This is a genomic window from Pantoea sp. MBD-2R (assembly GCF_039134845.1).
Taxonomy (GTDB): Bacteria; Pseudomonadota; Gammaproteobacteria; order Enterobacterales; family Enterobacteriaceae; genus Erwinia.
In genome coordinates this window covers 3,001,629-3,020,318 of record NZ_CP152417.1, presented here as the reverse complement: position 1 = coordinate 3,020,318, position 18,690 = coordinate 3,001,629, and the positions used below count along the sequence as shown (strand labels likewise).

The following is an 18,690-nucleotide window of genomic DNA, read 5'->3' as shown; positions in this document are numbered from 1 at the left end:
CTAAATTTTCAGATTAAGATTATACTTGCCGATCGCAGCTTTAATGCATAATCACCAGACGCTTTTTTACTTCATTTATATGGAAAAAATATGACCAAGCTTAAAGCAGTTATCCCCGTTGCGGGTCTGGGTATGCACATGCTCCCTGCTACAAAAGCCATTCCTAAAGAGATGCTGCCTGTCGTAGACAAGCCGATGATTCAGTACATCATCGACGAGTGCGTTGCGGCTGGCATCAAGGAAATTGTCCTGGTCACTCACGCATCCAAGAATGCGGTAGAAAACCATTTTGATACTTCTTATGAGCTGGAAGCGCTGCTGGAAGCGCGCGTTAAGCGTTCACTGCTGAGCGAAGTACAGTCCATCTGTCCTCCAGGCGTAACCATTATGAACGTGCGCCAGCCGCAGCCGCTGGGCCTGGCTAACTCCATTCTTTGCGCGCGCCCAATGCTGCACGACGAAGCTTTTGTGGTTGTCCTGCCGGATGTCCTGCTGGATGACTCCACCGCCGATCCGCTGCGTTACAACCTGGCCGCAATGGTTGCACGTTTTGAAGAAACCGGCCGCAGCCAGGTTCTGGCTCATCATATGCCGGATGCAGACCTGTCTGAATACTCGGTCATTAAAACCCAGGAAACGCTGGACAACCCGGGTCAGGTCAGCCAAATCGTTGATTACGTCGAAAAGCCAGAAAATCCACAGACGCTGCAATCCGATCTGGCTGCGGTAGGCCGTTACGTGCTGTCTGCCGATATCTGGAATGAACTGGAGAATCTGGAACCAGGTGCGTGGGGCCGCTACCAGCTGACCGATGCTATCGCCAGCCTGGCGAAGAAAAAACCGGTTGACGCTCAGCAGCTCACGGGTACCAGCTTTGACTGTGGTCGTAAGCTTGGCTACATGAAAGCCTTCGTTTCCTGGGGCCTGCGTAATAACGCTCAGGGTCGCGAATTCCGCGAAGAAATCAAAAAAATTCTGGCTAAGTAATTCTCAATTTCACCCTGACCGCGTGCGCGTGGTTGTAAGGAGTAAACATGGCTATTTTAGTAACGGGCGGAGCGGGCTACATCGGTTCCCATACGGTGCTAACGCTGCTTGAGCGTGGCGACGACGTTGTTGTACTGGATAACCTGAGCAACGCTTCACGCGAGTCCGTCAGCCGGGTGGAAAAACTCACCGGTAAAACGGCCACCTTCGTGGAAGGCGATATCCTTGACCGCGCCTGCCTGCGTGATTTATTCACCCAGCATGATATTTCTGCCGTCATCCACTTCGCTGGCCTGAAAGCCGTTGGCGAATCTACCCGCATCCCGCTGGAGTATTACCAGAACAACGTTACCGGTACGCTGGTTCTGTTGGAAGAGATGCGCGCGGCTGGCGTCAATCAGTTTATCTTCAGTTCATCGGCTACTGTTTATGGCGCTGATGCACCGGTTCCTTATGTGGAAACCACGCCGATTGGCGGGACTACCAGCCCTTACGGTACGTCGAAACTGATGGTTGAACTGATTCTGCGTGACTATGCCAAAGCGAATCCGGAGCTGAAAGCGATCGCGTTGCGTTACTTCAACCCGGTTGGCGCGCATGAGTCTGGCCAGATTGGCGAAGATCCAAACGGCATTCCAAACAACCTGCTGCCTTATATTGCTCAGGTTGCTATCGGCCGTCTGGAAAAGCTGGGCATCTTTGGCGATGATTATCCAACCAAAGACGGTACCGGCGTACGTGATTATATCCACGTGATGGACCTGGCCGAAGGCCATCTGAAGGCACTGGATCATCTGCCAGCCATCAGCGGTTATAAAGCCTATAACCTGGGTGCCGGAGAAGGTTACTCGGTGCTGGAAATGGTGAAGTCTTTTGAAAAAGCCTCCGGTCGTCCGATCCCTTACCAGATCTCTCCACGTCGCGACGGCGACCTGGCTGCGTTCTGGGCCGATGCCACACTGGCGGATAAAGAACTGAACTGGCGTGTGTCGCGTGGCATTGATGAGATGATGCGTGATACCTGGAACTGGCAGAGCCAGAATCCTGAGGGATATAAATAAAGTTAAGTAGCGCTTTTCTCTCAAGCCCGGCTAATGCCGGGCTTTTGCATATATTGAGGCGAGCCAGGCTCACAGGCCGATCCTTCTGTTAATTATAATAAAATCTGCTCTTATTTAATCCGCTATCATAAGTGACGAAATGTAGTTTAGCGTTCATTTTGTCTTCTTTTTGAGCTGGGTAATTTTTGCTCAGTGCCCGTATTAACTAATGTGTTATTAGCTCTGTATCCTGAGGGATAAATCTTATTTTAGTTAGTTTTCATTATTGCTGAATGATACAATCAGAAACTGTGCCTCAGGTTCAAGCGACAGGGATACTGAAAGCAAAAAATACTGTGTTTCAAAGGGTTGATGGTTAAAGCTGCTTGAGACAAACTTAACAAAGTTAAGACAGGAAGGGGAAGCAGCATAATTTTTCATGCGACGTACTGGGAGCCATGACCCAGGGGCGGTAGCGTGGCTAAAATTCATCCTGGTAACCTGACCGTCGTATCCAATAATCTCTGGTTATTGTTCCAAATCACTTTTCGTTTAGAGACTTGCTATGAAGATTTTGATAACAGGTGGCGCTGGCTTCATTGGTTCAGCAGTTGTAAGACATATCATCAGAAACACTCATGATTCCGTCGTTAATGTGGATAAATTGACGTATGCGGGCAATCTCGAATCGATTAAAGAGGTCAGCGACAGCGACCGTTACCAGTTTGTTCAGTTAGATATATGTGACGCTGAAGGGCTGAGCAAGGTTTTAAATGAGACTGCCCCGGATGCCATTATGCACCTGGCCGCAGAAAGTCATGTAGACCGATCCATTACCGGGCCAGCAGATTTTGTACAGACCAACGTGGTGGGCACCTATACGCTGTTGGAAGCGACGCGCCAGTACTGGAATTCTCTTCACGGCGAGAAAAAACAGGCATTCCGTTTCCATCATATTTCTACCGATGAAGTTTATGGCGATCTTCCTCATCCGGATGAAATGAGTGGCGAGCTTCCTCTGTTTACTGAAACGACGCCTTATGCGCCAAGCAGCCCTTATTCTTCCACTAAAGCCGCCAGCGACCACCTCGTTCGTGCATGGGGAAGAACTTACAAGCTGCCGGTTATTATCACTAATTGCTCAAATAACTATGGCCCTTACCACTTCCCAGAAAAGCTCATCCCGCTAATCATCATCAATGCGCTTGAGAAAAAACCCTTACCTGTCTACGGTAAAGGCGATCAGATCCGCGACTGGCTGTACGTAGAGGATCACGCCCGGGCGTTGTACAAGGTTGTGACTGAGGCTGAGGTTGGCAGCACCTATAACATCGGTGGCCATAACGAAAAGAAAAATCTTGAAGTGGTGCAGACCGTTTGTGCGCTGTTGGACGAGCTTAAACCCGCAGAAGGCCACTACGCAGATTTGATTACCTACGTTAACGATCGTCCTGGCCACGATCGTCGTTACGCCATTGACTCAAGCAAAATCCAGCAGGAACTGGGCTGGAAACCTGTAGAAACTTTCGAATCAGGTATGCGCAAAACGGTTGAATGGTATCTCACCAACAGTGAGTGGATAAACAACGTTAAAAGCGGTGCTTATCAAAGCTGGATTGAGCAAAACTACGAGAAGCGTGACTAATGAACATCCTTTTATTCGGAAAAAACGGTCAGGTTGGTTGGGAGTTGCAGCGTGCGCTGGCACCTTTGGGTAATCTGGTTGCGCTGGATCGGCACTCCACAGAATACTGTGGCGATCTGGCTAATCCTGCGGGTATTGCTGCTACTATTAACGCGCTCAAACCAGACGTCATTGTCAATGCTGCGGCCCATACCGCTGTCGATAAAGCGGAATCCGAACCTGAAATCGCTGCCTTATTAAATACCGAAGCCGTAGCAAAAATGGCGGATGCTGCTGAAAAAGCAGGCGCGCTACTCGTTCATTATTCTACTGATTATGTATTCAATGGTCAGGGAGATAAACCCTGGACCGAAACCGACCGCACGGAGCCGTTAAGCGTATACGGTAAAACGAAACGCGCCGGGGAAGAGGCAATTATCGCCACGTGCAGCAGCTATCTGATATTCCGTACCAGCTGGGTCTATGCGGCCAAAGGCAACAATTTTGCAAAAACCATGCTAAAACTGGCTAAGGACAGAGAGGAACTCTCCGTTATTAATGACCAGTTTGGTGCGCCCACGGGAGCCGAATTAATTGCTGACTGCACGGCTCATGCTATTCGTCAGGCTAAGGGGCAACCACAGCTTTCCGGAATCTATCACCTGATAGCCAATGGTACAACGACATGGCATGAATATGCTGGTTTCGTTATTGAAACAGCAAAAGAAAAAGGGATGAATCTTCAGGTAAAAAAAATAAATCCTGTGACGACTTCTGCCTTCCCTACGCCAGCTAAAAGACCAGCTAATTCAAGACTTAATATCAATAAATTCCAGCAAACCTTCGCATTGACCCTGCCTGACTGGCGGGTAGGTGTACAGCGTATGCTTAGCGAAATTATTTAAATTGATGATAAAGCCTCATTCGAGGCTGTTTAACGGGTGCGAGAACATGAAAAATAAAGGTATTATTTTAGCAGGCGGCTCAGGGACCAGACTCTACCCGGTAACGATGGCGGTGAGTAAGCAATTATTGCCTATTTACGACAAGCCGATGATTTATTACCCGCTGAGCACGCTGATGATGGCGGGGATTCGCGACATTCTTATTATTAGCACGCCTCAGGATACGCCTCGTTTTGAAAGTTTATTAGGTGATGGTTCGCAATGGGGACTCTCCATTCAGTATAAAGTGCAGGCGAGTCCTGATGGTCTTGCGCAAGCTTTTATCCTCGGTGAAGAATTTATTGGGGATGACTCCTGCGCGCTGATTCTGGGGGATAATATTTTTTATGGCCACGATTTGGTCCCTCAGCTTGAAGCTGCTAAGAATAAAAAAACAGGGGCAACGGTGTTTGCCTATCATGTTCATGATCCCGAGCGCTATGGCGTTGTAGAATTCGATCAGGACGGCGTTGCTATTTCTCTTGAAGAGAAACCCGCCGTCGCAAAAAGTAATTATGCCGTGACCGGACTCTATTTTTATGACAACAGCGTAGTTGAAATCGCGAAAAGCCTTAAACCTTCAGCCCGTGGCGAGCTTGAAATTACCGATATCAATCAGGCTTATCTCAATAAAGGTCTCCTCTCTGTTGTTACGATGGGACGAGGCTACGCCTGGCTAGACACCGGCACACATGAAAGTCTGATTGAAGCCGGAAACTTTATTCAGACTATCGAGCATCGTCAGGGACTGAAAATTGCCTGTATTGAAGAAATTGCCTGGCGGCAAAAATTTATAACCAGTGCTCAGCTGGAAGAACTGGCTAAACCTTTTGCAAAAAACGGTTATGGCAAATATATGCTGAATTTGATTAAGAAATAATGCTCTGACTAAACTGGAAGGAAAAAACGTGAAGGTTATTACTACGTCTTTAACCGATGTCCTGATCTTTGAGCCAACGGTCTTTGGCGATCATCGCGGCTTCTTTTTTGAAAGCTTCAGCCAAAAATTTTTCGATGAAGCGGTGGGGACTTCCGTCAGCTTTGTGCAGGATAATCATTCAAAATCATCGCGGGGCGTATTACGCGGGCTGCATTATCAGTTAAATCCAAATGCTCAGGGTAAACTGGTGCGTTGCGTCGAAGGTGAAGTATTTGATGTTGCGGTCGATATCCGCAAGGGTTCAGCCACGTTCGGACAGTGGGTAGGGGTGGAGCTGAGCGCTGAAAATAAACGGCAGTTATGGATCCCTGCCGGTTTTGCACACGGTTTTGTCACGCTAACTGAAACCGCAGAGTTTGTTTATAAAACTACTAATTACTATGCCAAAGAAAGCGAGCGCTCCATCGTGTGGAACGATCCTGATATCGCAATTGACTGGAAAATCTCAGACGTTCTTCTTTCCGACAAAGACCAGCACGCACCTCGTCTTCAGGATGCAGAGGTTTTCTAAATGAACGAACAGGCAAAAACACCGGGTGCCCTGGTTAAGACGATGCTGATACATCGTCGTTTAATTTACACGCTAACAAAAAGAGAAGTGATCAGCCGATATCGGGGTTCAATGCTGGGCCTGCTATGGTCCTTTTTTACGCCCGTATTAATGCTCGTGGTTTACACCTTCGTGTTTAGCGTAGTGTTTCAGGCTAAATGGAGTGAAGGTCAAACATCTAAATCGGCTTTTGCGCTGGTTTTATTCTCAGGTTTAATTATTTTCAATCTTTTTTCCGAATGTATTAACAAGGCTCCAGGCACAATTATTGCTAATGCGAACTATGTTAAAAAGGTGATATTCCCGCTGGAAATATTAACGTGGGTTAATATGGGCGCAGCGCTATTTCACTTTTTTATCAGCTGCGTAGTCTGGCTGGTGTTTTACGTTATTGAAGTGGGCATCCCGCATCTGACGCTGCTGCTGCTGCCGCTGGTGCTGATACCTCTGATATTATTGACGATGGGGCTGAGTTGGTTTCTGGCTGCATTAGGCGTTTATATTCGTGATGTCAGTCAGCTGGTCGGTATCATAACTATGGTGTTGATGTTCCTTTCGCCTATATTTTTCCCGACGTCTGCTCTACCGGCCAGCATCCGCTCATGGCTGTTATTAAACCCACTTGCACACTTTATTGAACAGGCCAGGGCGGTAATGTATTGGGGAATAATTCCCGATATGACGTCCTGGCTGATCGGCTTTGTAATAAGTACTGTTATTGCCTGGGCCGGTTTTTACTTTTTCCAGAAAACGCGCAAGGGGTTTGCAGATGTCATCTGAAGATATCATTACCGTTCAGGGACTCAGTAAGTGTTATCAAATCTACGACTCCCCTAAAGATCGGCTATTACAGATGTTTTATCGCAGCCGAAAAAAGCTCTATCGCGATTTCTGGGCGCTGAATGATGTTTCCTTCACCTTGAAAAAGGGAGAGACGGTCGGGATTATTGGAAGAAACGGTTCCGGAAAATCGACGCTGTTACAAATGATCTGCGGGACGTTGAACCCAACAGATGGACAGGTGAAGGTCGGGGGTAAAATCGCCGCCTTGCTGGAACTGGGTGCAGGCTTTAACCCGGAATTTACCGGACATGAAAATGTCTTTATGGCCGCGTCACTTTATGGCCTGACCAATGAACAAATCCGGGACCGCTATGAAAGCATCCTGGCCTTTGCCGAAATCGGCGAACATATAGATCAGCCGGTAAAAACCTACTCCAGTGGCATGTATGTCCGTCTCGCATTTGCCGTTATAGCGCACGTTGACGCCGACATATTAGTGGTGGACGAAGCATTGGCCGTCGGAGACGCCGTGTTTACGCAAAAATGTATGCGCTTTATCCGTAAATTTAAAGAAAACGGCACGCTGCTTTTTGTCAGTCACGATACCAGCTCGGTGATCAACCTCTGTGATAAGGCCATCTGGCTTCATCAGGGAAAAATGATAACCTCCGGCAAGGCGAAAGATATTGCGGAAAAATACCTGCAATACACGCTTCAGGAAGTTTATGGTGATGAAGCTAAGCTTGAAAGCCTGAAAGCAGCACCGATGTCCGAAGATGCTCAACCGATTGCTACCGGAAACGATAACGAAGCGGCAGCACTTGAGTCAGCGATAAATTATAATACCCAGTACGGTATCGAAAATAACCTTTCCGAAGCCAATGGCTGGAAAACAGGAGGGGGTGAAATAAATTCCGTTTCCTTCGCTGATATAAAAACTGGCAATACCCGACACATCTATAAGGGTGGCGAAGCGGTTAAGCTGACTGTTGAAGCAACGGTTCATCAGGAGTTTGACGCTCCCATTATTGGTTTTCTGGTAAAAGATCGCCTGGGACAGGTTCTTTTTGGTGAAAATACGTTGCCCTTCACCGCGCGTAATCCAGTGCCTGTTACGGCTGGCGACAAAATTAAAGCTGAATATACGTTTACGCTCCCTATGCTACCAAACGGTGAATATGCCATGATGGTGTCATTGGCTAATGGCGATATTAATAACCATGTACAGCACCACTTGCTTCATGATGCACTAATTATCAATGTTTCATCCAGTGAAGTACGTTGGGGACTGGTAGGTATAAAATTTGATGAAGTTAAGATGGAAATCAAATGAAGACACTTTTTGAACTCTACGAAAATCATCATGGAAAATCTTCCGATAAATGGACGATTTATTTAGAAACCTACCATGAATTCCTTTCTCCTCTACAGGAAAAGCCGGTAAATTTCCTTGAAATTGGCGTGCAAAATGGCGGTTCCCTGGAGATTTGGTCTAAATATTTTCCGAATGCTAATAACATTATCGGTTGCGATATCAACGAAAAGTGTGCGTCACTGGAATATGACAACACAAAGATAAGCCTGGTCATTGGGAATTCTTCTACAGCGAAAGTTAGAAACTGTATTACAGAAATTTCACCGCGTTTTGATGTCATTGTTGATGATGGATCGCACGATTCTTCTGATATCATCAAATCTTTCCTTCTCTATTTCCCCCTGATAGAAGAGGATGGTTTTTATATTATTGAAGACCTTCATTGTAGCTACTGGCTAAATTTTGAAGGTGGCCTGTATGATCCCTATTCTTCAATGGCTTTTTTGAAAAAGCTGGGTGATATTCCCAATCATGAGCATTGGGGAAGTAACAAGCAGGAAAAAGACTATTTACGACCGTTTTATGAACACTACGACTGTATCGATTTCGATACTGTTGATTACAGTGAAATTCATTCCGTTACTTTCGTAAATTCACTATGCATCATTCAAAAAAGAAAAAAAGAAAGTAATATTCTGGGGCCGCGTGTAATTGCCGGCGAAGTTGAAACCGTCGTACAGGGCCATAGTAATATCCACGGCTCCTTTAACGAGCCTCAGGACCAGTTCAATAATCCATGGCGGAACCTGCCAACTTTCCCTGAAATGGAATGGAAAGAACTTAAAGAAAATCTGAGCAGTGCTGAAAAGAAATTAAGTAAGAATCTTGATGAAATTAGAAGGCTTAAAGCAGATATTACTCATTACAAAGAAAATGAAGAAAAACTGCGCCAACAGGTCGCTGAGAAAGATGAGTTAATACATAGATTATCTCATGATAATCATGCCTTACTGACATCAACGAGCTGGAAAGTAACGCAACCTCTGCGCAAGTCAGCTACACATTTACGCAAAGTAAAAAAAGGCGTAGATCTTTCAGGTCAAATCGTCAGAGATTACGGTTTGAGCGAGAGTATTAATCGGGCAAAAAATATTTATAACCAGCATGGTTTTCGTGGCTTGATCAATAAGCTTCGTTATATTAATCAACTGCAACAGCTTTCTGCAGTGGTTGAGTCGAAGGCCCTTGCTCCCGTCACGTTGCGCGCTGAGGCGCTACTCGTTCCTAAAGTTCTTATTATCGCGGAAGTTTCTATCCCGCAATGTAAAAAGTATCGCGTTGATCAGAAAGTTGAACTTTTCAATCGACTCGGTATTGAAGTCACCGTTTTGCCATGGAGCCACCAAAACGAATGCATTAAAGCAATGCAGTCGCATACGCTGGTAATATTTTATCGTGTCCCTGGTTTTGCCAGCCTTGATCCGGTCTTTGCTGAGTGCAAACGCCTCAATATAACGACCTTATGGGAAGTGGATGATCTGATTTTCGACGCCGAAATTTTGCGTAACAGCAAAACATTACAGGCTCTGGATACGGCCACTTATAATGGGCTTCTTGACGGCGCACACCTTTATAAAAGTGCTATGCTACAGTGTAGCGGCGCTATTGCTTCTACCCAGCATCTGGCTGACGAAATGGTAAAAGCCGGGGCTAAATATGCTTACGTTGTCGAAAATGCGCTTGATCCAGAAACCATTACAGCGGCTGAATCGATTACCACCGGCAGAAAAAGTCTTGAAGATGGTATTATAAGAATTGTTTACGGTTCGGGCACGACCACCCATAATATTGATTTTTTAGAAGCCGCTGATGCAATAGTGAGTGTCCTTAAGCAAAACAAGAACGTCCATTTCAGATTAATCGGCAATCTTGATTTACCTGCCTCATTCAAAGAGGTTGAAGCGCAAGTTGAATATATTGATTTATGCCCATACCGCGATTATTTAAAAGTTCTTGCTGAATGTGATATCAGTCTTGCCCCCCTGGAAGATTACATATTTAACTATTCGAAAAGTAATATTAAGTATATCGAAGCATCTATACTTTCTATACCAAGCGTTTGCTCACCGAGGCCCACTTTTAGCCGTGTTATCAAACATGGTGAGAATGGTTTTCTTTGCGAAACACCGCAGGAATGGGAAGATGTGTTAATGCAGCTGATAGAGTCGGAAACGCTGCGTACTAAAGTGGGTGCACAGGCCTACCATTCTGTTTATGAGCACTACTTACCCGAAAATATTGCGCATGAACAAGTAAAAAATATTATTTCTGACTATGCTCGTTTGAATGAAAACGACAAGAAAAATATTCTTTCGGTAAATTGCTACTATAATCCTCGCTCATTCGGCGGCGCGACAGTGGTGGCAGAGGAAATTAATAAGCGCTTTGCCAGTAACGAAGATATAAATATCCATGTTTTAACGTCGTTATCTGAAGAGTATGTGCCCGCGTATGAATTACGTCGTTATCAGTCATGGGATCATGAATGTTTTGGGATTGGCCTGCCGCGTATTTTGCAACCAAATGAACACATAGTTAATCGTAAAATCGAGCCTGCCTTTTCTCAAGTTTTGGATATTGTTAAACCCGATGCGGTTCATTTCCATTCGATTCAGGGATTAGGCGTGACGATGCTTGAGATGTGTGCTGAGAGGCAAATCCCTGTGATTGTCACAACGCATGATTACTGGTGGCTATATGAACACCAGTTTATTTTGAGTTATCAGGACAAGCATCCTGCCGACGAGCGCGATAAAAATAAAATTTACTATAATCAGAAAAAGCGTGATGCGCTTTCTCTTGCTTCTGTTTTGCTGGCGCCTGGAGCCTTCTGTCGCGACCTTTATAAAAGCGAAGGGTTTAAGGAAATCTCGGTCAACAAAAACGGTGTAAATTATCCAGCTGTCAACATCGAAAGAACCAGGCCTACTACGCTTCGCTTTGGTTACCTGGGCGGTAATACTGAAATCAAAGGCTTCCACCTTCTCAAGGCTGCTTTCAAAAATATTTCGGCCCAAGATGCGGCGCTGACTATTATCGATAACACTCTCGCGCTGGGCTTCTCTTCCTTTAGCGAGTCGGACCTTGCGAACTTCAAAAATTATCAGTTGGCCCCGGCTTTTAGCCAGGAAACAATGGATGATTTTTATAACAGTATTGATGTTCTGATTTATCCTACTCAGTCAAAAGAGAGCTTCGGTTTGACGGTGCGCGAAGCGCTGGTGCGTAACGTATGGGTTATCACCTCCGATGCAGGAGGTGCGGCTGAAGACATTATTGAAGGACGTAATGGAACGATCATACCGTTCAATAATAATGCCGAAGAACTTGAAAAAGCCATCGTCGCTACGATAGCTCACTTCAGGCAGCTTCCTGCAGGAAAGATGGAAGACCTTCCGCACTCCCATATTCGCTCATTCGATGAACAATATGAAGAACTGGTAGAGATTTACCGTTCGGCTCACTGAAAAAAGGGCCTCTGGCCCTTTTTAATCAGGGTAATGTAAAGTGAACGAGAAAATTTTGGCCATAACGGTCACCTGGCAGCCTGTCATTAAAGACTTATCTCGCCAGGTTGCTGTCTTGCTCAACAGCAATGTAGATGTCGTTATTGTCGATAATGGTTCAGAAAATGTGGCAGCGCTGGAGGCGTATATCTCAGGCTGCCCGGATAATGTCTCTTTGCTGAAAATGCAAGAAAATCTCGGCATCGCTGCCGCGCAAAACCACGGAATTACCAGAGCGATGGAGCAGGGTTACGCTTATGTCCTGCTCATGGATCAGGACAGCCTGCCTGCCGAAAATATGGTTGAGGAGCTGGTCCGGGGTTTTTCAATGTTAACTGACGCGGCGGCAATCGGCCCTAACTTTACTAATGGACAAAAGGCTTCCCAGGCGCGTTTTATCCGTGTTGAGGGATTGAGCATCATTAAAATGGCGCAAAATGACAGCAGCAACATCGTTGAAGTTGATCATTTGATTGCCTCAGGTTCTCTGATCCCTGTGCGTGCGTTGGCAGTGACGGGTCTGATGGACGCGTCTCTTTTTATTGATTATGTTGATATAGAATGGGCGCTCCGTGCCAGGGCAAAAGGTTTACGCTCATATGGCTGCTTTTCTGCACAGATGCATCATGCGTTGGGTGATAATAATATAGCTTTCATGGGGCGAAATGTTGCCGTGCATTCTCCTCAGCGCCACTACTATATGGTAAGAAATGCTATTCTTCTTTATAAAAGAAAATTTATCCCGGTGAGCTGGAAAATTGTAGATTGCTATAAACTTGCTATCAAAATGACTATTTTGTTATTGTTTGCCGGGCAAAGATTCAAAAATATCAAAGCTATCATTCGGGGATGTCGGGACGGCATAAATAGCAAATCAGGTAAGTGTGAATTGAAATGAAAATTTCCGACAATGTTGATGAGTTAAATTCCGCTACTGCAAGCAGGATCCTGCGTGTCTCTGTTGTAACTTACTATATTGATGATGACATTTTTGCCCTGATGGGGTCACTGGAAACTGCATTTAAGCATTGTCAGGCTACGCGTTTTGAAGTGATCCTGATCGAAAACGGCTATAAAGAAAAAAATGAGCGCCACCGCGTTCTGGAAGAAAAGTATTGTTTCTGCGAGGTTATTATTGCCGGTGAAAACCTTGGCTATGGACGTGCTCATAACCTTGCTATGAATGCAAATGCAGACTATCACCTCATCCTTAACCCGGATATTATTTTGCATGAAAATACACTTGCGGTAGCCCTGGATTTTCTAAGCTCACATCCTGAATGTGGCCTACTCTCACCCCTTGCTCGCTGGCGTAATGGCGAGAGACAATTTTTATGTAAGCGTTATCCCAGTGTTTTTACCCTTTTGCTACGTGGATTCGCGCCATCCTTTATAAGGAAAATCTTAAAAAAACGGCTTGCTAACTATAATATGGCTGAGGATATTACCCTGGATAATGTCTACTGGAATCCCCCTATAGTTAGTGGTTGCTTTATGTTTTTCAGAAACAGCGTCCTGCAAGAACTGCGCGGGTTTGACCCTGACTATTTTCTCTATTTTGAAGATACCGATCTGAGTTGGCGCGCGGCCAGACTGACAAAAGTTGCCTATGTTCCACAAGTGGAAGTCGTTCATCATGGCGGTAATGCTTCACGAAAAGGGCTTAAACATATTATGTTGTTTACCTCTTCAATGATTAAGTTCTTTCATAAAAATGGTTGGAAAATGGTCTGATAAAAACGTTTTGAGGTGGCATCGTTTAAATAGTAAGCATGTTACCCGGAACATTTTAGATACCTATCACACCTATTGCTACCAACAGCCCTTACTCTTCAGTTAATATGAATTGAATACGGGCTTTAAGTCTATGTAATCCCCAGACAGGAGTATGTAATGTCCAAGCAACAGATCGGCGTTGTAGGTATGGCAGTAATGGGCCGTAACCTCGCTCTTAACATTGAGAGCCGCGGCTATACCGTTTCCATCTTTAACCGTTCACGCGAAAAGACCGATGAAGTCATCGCAGAAAACGAAGGCAAAAAGCTGGCTCCTTACTACACCATCGAAGAGTTTGTTGAATCCCTTGAGAAACCGCGTCGTATTCTGCTGATGGTACAGGCAGGTGAAGCGACCGACAAAACCATCGCTTCTCTGACTCCACATCTGGATAAAGGCGACATCCTGATCGACGGCGGCAACACCTTCTATAAAGACACTATTCGTCGTAACCGCGAGCTGTCTGAGCAGGGCTTCAACTTTATCGGTACCGGTGTTTCCGGCGGCGAAGAGGGTGCGCTGAAAGGTCCATCTATCATGCCTGGCGGTCAGAAAGAAGCTTATGAGCTGGTTGCGCCAATCCTGGATAAGATTGCTGCCCGCGCAGAAGGTGAAGCTTGCGTTGCATACATTGGTCCGGACGGCGCGGGTCATTATGTGAAGATGGTGCATAACGGTATCGAATACGGCGACATGCAGCTGATTGCTGAAGCCTATTCCCTGCTGAAAAATGCCCTGAACCTGAGCAACGAAGATCTGGCGAAGACCTTCAGCGAGTGGAACGAAGGCGAACTGAGCAGTTACCTGATCGACATCACCAAAGACATCTTCACGAAAAAAGATGAAGACGGTAAATACCTGGTTGACGTTATTCTGGATGAAGCGGCGAACAAAGGCACCGGCAAATGGACCAGCCAGAGCTCTCTGGACCTGGGCGAGCCTCTGTCCCTGATCACCGAATCCGTGTTTGCCCGCTACCTTTCTTCTCTGAAAACCCAGCGTGTTGCGGCTTCTAAAGTTCTGAGCGGTCCAACCGTGCAGACTATCAGCGGCGAAAAAGCGGAGTTTGTAGAGAAAGTGCGTCGCGCGCTGTACCTGGGCAAAATCGTTTCTTACGCGCAGGGCTTCTCTCAGCTGAAAGCGGCTTCTGACGAAAACAACTGGGATCTGCACTACGGTGAGATTGCTAAGATCTTCCGTGCTGGTTGCATCATCCGCGCGCAGTTCCTGCAGAAAATTACCGATGCTTATGCAGACAATGCAGAAATCGCTAACCTGCTGCTGGCGCCATACTTCAAAAACATCGCGGATGAATACCAGCAGGCGCTGCGTGACGTTGTGGCCTATGCCGTTCAGAACGGTATTCCAACGCCAACCTTCTCTGCTGCAATCGCATACTACGACAGCTACCGTTCTGCGGTGCTGCCAGCGAACCTGATTCAGGCTCAGCGTGACTACTTCGGTGCGCACACCTACAAGCGTACTGATAAAGAAGGTGTGTTCCACACCGAGTGGCTGGATTAATTTTAGCTGCTACATGAGTAATTCCAGGGGCTTCATTCTGAAGCCCTTTTGTCATATAAATATAATTTCACCCCCTGTCTTCAAATAATCGAGCGCGATCAATTATCATCTTTTAGGTTAACGTGCCTCAAATCAAGCCTCTTTCGTCATTGGTCGCGATCCACCATCATATTTTCAGGTTCATCCAGCCTGAAATTACATAAGAACTTAGTTTACCTGTGAGACAAATTTTATTAGTCTGTTCCTTTATTTTATAAAAGGACTTTCTCCCTTTGTCACTTTAAGGAATCTCTATGAGTAAAAAGATCGCTGTTGCTGTTGTTATCCCCTGTTATAAGGTAAAAAGCCACATCTTAGGGGTGATTCAGGCTATTGGACCTGAAGTGGACAAAATTTATGCCGTAGATGATTGTTGCCCGGAAGGATCTGGCGATTTTATTGAAGAAAATAATACGGATTTGAGAGTAACAGTCCTGCGTAACAGCGTTAATCAGGGCGTTGGCGGAGCAGTAATGCATGGCTACAGTGCAGCTTTAGCAGACGATATTGACGTCATTGTTAAGATTGATGGCGATGGGCAGATGGATCCGTCTTTACTGTGCGAATTTATCGCGCCTATTATAAGTGGTGAAGCCGATTACACTAAAGGTAACCGCTTCTTCAATCTTGAAAACATTATGGCCATGCCTAAAATTAGGCTGTTTGGCAATGCAGTTTTGTCCTTTATGACGAAAATATCTTCGGGTTACTGGAATATATTCGATCCGACGAATGGATATACGGCAATCCATAAAGATGTTATTAAAAACCTGCCGTTAAATAAAATAAGTAAGAGATATTTTTTCGAATCTGACATGCTTTTCAGACTTAATACACTAAAAGCTGTTGTGATCGATATCCCTATGCATGCCAAGTATGAAGAAGAAGTATCTAATCTAAAGATTTCTAAAATTATCGGCGATTTTTTGTTTAAACACGGCAGGAATTTTTGTAAGAGGGTTTTTTATAATTACTACCTGCGCGACATGTCCCTGGCTTCGATAGAGTTACCTGTTGGGCTGCTAATGTTGCTTTTTGGATTTTGTACCGGTATTTCGCACTGGGTTCACTCTATCCAGAGCGGTATTCCTACAACGTCCGGTGCTATAATGTTAGCCGCATTACCAATTATTATCGGCATACAGTTTATTATGGCTTTTGTCGGTCATGATGTGGCAAACACGCCTAAAAGAGCTTTCCATCGCAGGTATAAGTAATCATGTTTTATTTAGTCGCGCTATTGTGCGTTCTTGGTATTGCCGCAGGGCAAATAATGTTTAAGCTTAGCGCCATCGCTATGCATAAAAGTGGCACCATGTTTTCTTTTAACGCGCTGGCAATATTATTTTGTGCCTTTGCGCTTTATGGTATTACGACGATAGCGTGGGTCTGGGTTTTGCAAAAGATAGAGCTGGGCAAGGCCTATCCCCTGATGGCGCTTGCTTTTGCCATCGTCCCTATTGGAAGTTATCTGTTTTTGGGCGAAAAATTCACCTATCAGTATTTTTTCGGGGTAGCCCTAATTATGATCGGAATCATCATTGCCGTAAAATCTTAGTTTCATTTACAGATAAATGGTCTTTAAAAAAAGAGCCGTTAGCGTATGCTATCGGCTTTTTTTTTATCAATACAGCCTAATTATTATCGTTAGCTACGGCGGTGGCTGTTCTTGCTGCAAATATTACCAGGGGTATTGATTCTGCTGGCTATCCGGGCCAGGCACCGGATAGCTTTTTTATGGTCACGCTTAAATGTTATCTGTATGACCTACAGAACCATTATTTAATACTGCTATACTTAAACTGCATTTTAGGAATTTGGATCGTTTCGTCATCTTTTTGTTCAAACAGCCATAACGCCGCCGGAGAGGAATTACCAACTTTTTTGAAAGAGAAATCCATCGTTACTGCTCCGTTAGTGATTTTTAAAGGTTTATCAAATTTAAACCTGTAGTAGGCGTTATCAGGTCGGTTGCTGATATCGGAACTGGCATCGACACAGTTACCTTCTGAGCAGACATGTAAAGAAACTATGCCTTTAGCTGTTCTGCGATAGTTGGCCATTAACACATTGACATTTTTGACTTTGCCATTAGGGGTGCTTATCCCAAACTGTAAATGGTTTTCGCCGTCAAGGTTATAAATAGTCCCGTCACGCTTCACGTCGCGTTCTTGCGGAATATCAATAGTCGTATGATAGCGCTGATTAAGCGTGACATAAATAGTAGCAACAGAAACAACTGACAGGCTAACCAGTATCAGGGCAGTGGCTTTTTTATTGAATCTGAGCTGCGGCAGCGCGTACCCCAGAATTACTAAGGGAATAATAAAATATCTTCCCTGAACGCCATCTATTTCCTCGGTTGGGAAGGTAGACCATTGAACCAGCAGCGCTGCGAAAATTAAGGTAAGCGATGCAACAGCCAGTATGGCGATTAGAAATGCTGTCGCGCGGCTTGTCTTTAATTTTCCGACTACCAGATGTGCCAGTAATGAAGCCACCAGTAACATAGCGAAAAGGTTACGGATTGTTTTATGGATGGGGGCGTCAAGCCACGCCAGGTTTCCTATCAATGAGTTATAGTAAAAGAATAGCTTGTCACTGTTTGTAAAAGTACCGATCGCTATATTCAGGGTAACCAGGGGGTTCTTGATGTAGTAGGCGATTATCTGTGCATTGCTTAATCCGCCATGCTTCACCGATGAGGGGTCATAAGAGCTTGTTATCGAATAACCAATCCAGCCCAGTGTAATAACGGATACAATAAGAAATACCGCCAAATACGTTTTTTTTCTGGAAATGAAGAACAGCCACAGCGGAATCAATACCATGCAAATTAAATTGGCTCGGCTGCCGATTACAATAATAATGCACAGTGCCAGACCTGACAGGATGTATCGCCAGTTTTTCTCGGTATCATTATTCCCACTGTTAAGCAATGTCATAAAAAATGACATGCCCAGGCAGGTAAGCGCAAGACTTATGCCATCAATAGTGGGCGAAAAAATCTGATAAACCGACATCGGCATGAGTATCAGGCAAAGCGAGAAAAGAGGAATAGGGTATATTCTGTAAGCAGCTAAAAAAATTATAATGCATATACCAAAGGTAACGTAATTTATTAGCGCGTAGGTTGAATAAACGCTGAGATTCAGCTTTTCACCCACATAAAAAGACACAGCCTGAGGGATATAGACAAAGGGCATATAAAAGGCCGTTGTCGGTAGTCCAATCTCCGCATTTTTACTTTCCCACTTTAACGACTTTAATTCTTCAATGAACTTATCACTTCCTCTATACGAGTGAGTGTGTACATAGTCACTGTATTTCAGCACCGCTTTGCCCAGTGAGGCATTAACTTCACCACCGGTAGTACCGTCTTTCCCTGTGGGCTCAAGCAAGATATAGCCCTGCGCCAGGCTATCTGCTCTGAAAAGATGTGTCGCTTCATCCGGGGAACCAAATGGAGGTTTTATGTAAAATATGGCTGACAGCAACAGGAAAGAGAATAGTATTACCGCCAGATAAACTGACCTGTTACCTTTTTTAAAGCATGCCCCAAAAGCAGCCTGAACTTTTTGTTCCATTTTTATAAGCCTGTC

General features: G+C 45.1%; 15 protein-coding genes. 14 read left to right on the top strand and 1 reads right to left on the bottom strand.

Going from position 1 to position 18,690, the window contains the following annotated elements:
- The first annotated feature begins 90 nt into the window (after positions 1–90).
- From galF to AAGQ96_RS13970, 14 genes are all read left to right on the top strand, one after another.
- Positions 91–987, top strand: coding sequence for a UTP--glucose-1-phosphate uridylyltransferase GalF (galF, locus tag AAGQ96_RS14035; RefSeq protein WP_147198813.1), 897 nt, complete (start codon positions 91–93; stop codon positions 985–987).
- A gap of 47 nt (positions 988–1,034) precedes the next feature.
- Positions 1,035–2,048 carry a UDP-glucose 4-epimerase GalE gene (gene galE / locus AAGQ96_RS14030; protein ID WP_147198812.1) on the top strand — a complete coding sequence of 338 codons (1,014 nt, stop codon included), beginning with the start codon at positions 1,035–1,037 and terminating at the stop codon, positions 2,046–2,048.
- 544 nt (positions 2,049–2,592) lie between these two features.
- Complete coding sequence (rfbB, locus tag AAGQ96_RS14025; protein ID WP_147198811.1) at positions 2,593–3,672, top strand: dTDP-glucose 4,6-dehydratase; 1,080 nt, start codon at positions 2,593–2,595, stop codon at positions 3,670–3,672.
- Positions 3,672–4,556, top strand: a complete 885-nt coding sequence (gene rfbD / locus AAGQ96_RS14020) for a dTDP-4-dehydrorhamnose reductase (protein WP_147198810.1) — start codon at positions 3,672–3,674, stop codon at positions 4,554–4,556. The genes rfbB and rfbD overlap by 1 nt, the downstream gene beginning before the upstream one ends.
- Positions 4,557–4,602: 46 nt before the next feature.
- Positions 4,603–5,475, top strand: a complete 873-nt coding sequence (gene rfbA, locus AAGQ96_RS14015; protein WP_147198809.1) for a glucose-1-phosphate thymidylyltransferase RfbA — start codon at positions 4,603–4,605, stop codon at positions 5,473–5,475.
- 28 nt (positions 5,476–5,503) lie between these two features.
- Complete coding sequence (gene rfbC / locus AAGQ96_RS14010) at positions 5,504–6,046, top strand: dTDP-4-dehydrorhamnose 3,5-epimerase (RefSeq protein ID WP_147198808.1); 543 nt, start codon at positions 5,504–5,506, stop codon at positions 6,044–6,046.
- The gene (locus tag AAGQ96_RS14005; RefSeq protein ID WP_147198807.1) at positions 6,047–6,865 is read left to right on the top strand and encodes an ABC transporter permease; all 819 of its coding nucleotides are present in this window, start codon (positions 6,047–6,049) and stop codon (positions 6,863–6,865) included.
- Positions 6,855–8,201 (top strand): ABC transporter ATP-binding protein, encoded by a 1,347-nt coding sequence (locus tag AAGQ96_RS14000; RefSeq protein ID WP_147198806.1) that lies wholly within the window; start codon positions 6,855–6,857, stop codon positions 8,199–8,201. The genes AAGQ96_RS14005 and AAGQ96_RS14000 overlap by 11 nt, the downstream gene beginning before the upstream one ends.
- The gene (locus tag AAGQ96_RS13995) at positions 8,198–11,710 is read left to right on the top strand and encodes a glycosyltransferase (RefSeq protein ID WP_342753867.1); all 3,513 of its coding nucleotides are present in this window, start codon (positions 8,198–8,200) and stop codon (positions 11,708–11,710) included. The genes AAGQ96_RS14000 and AAGQ96_RS13995 overlap by 4 nt, the downstream gene beginning before the upstream one ends.
- 40 nt (positions 11,711–11,750) lie before the next feature.
- Positions 11,751–12,647: a glycosyltransferase family 2 protein gene (locus AAGQ96_RS13990; RefSeq protein ID WP_342753866.1), complete on the top strand. Its 897-nt coding sequence runs from the start codon at positions 11,751–11,753 to the stop codon at positions 12,645–12,647.
- Positions 12,644–13,483 carry a glycosyltransferase family 2 protein gene (locus AAGQ96_RS13985; RefSeq protein WP_147198803.1) on the top strand — a complete coding sequence of 280 codons (840 nt, stop codon included), beginning with the start codon at positions 12,644–12,646 and terminating at the stop codon, positions 13,481–13,483. The genes AAGQ96_RS13990 and AAGQ96_RS13985 overlap by 4 nt, the downstream gene beginning before the upstream one ends.
- 159 nt (positions 13,484–13,642) lie before the next feature.
- Positions 13,643–15,049, top strand: coding sequence for an NADP-dependent phosphogluconate dehydrogenase (gene gndA, locus AAGQ96_RS13980; protein WP_147198802.1), 1,407 nt, complete (start codon positions 13,643–13,645; stop codon positions 15,047–15,049).
- A 293-nt stretch (positions 15,050–15,342) separates the two neighbouring features.
- A complete protein-coding gene (locus AAGQ96_RS13975) occupies positions 15,343–16,305 on the top strand; it encodes a glycosyltransferase family 2 protein (protein WP_147198801.1) in 963 nt (320 codons plus the stop codon).
- Between the two features lie 2 nt (positions 16,306–16,307).
- Positions 16,308–16,646, top strand: a complete 339-nt coding sequence (locus AAGQ96_RS13970; protein WP_147198800.1) for an EamA family transporter — start codon at positions 16,308–16,310, stop codon at positions 16,644–16,646.
- 220 nt (positions 16,647–16,866) lie between these two features.
- Here the strand turns inward: AAGQ96_RS13970 and AAGQ96_RS13965 are convergent, their stop codons facing one another.
- Positions 16,867–18,675, bottom strand: coding sequence for a DUF2142 domain-containing protein (locus AAGQ96_RS13965; RefSeq protein WP_342753865.1), 1,809 nt, complete (start codon positions 18,673–18,675; stop codon positions 16,867–16,869).
- Positions 18,676–18,690: the final 15 nt, after the last annotated feature.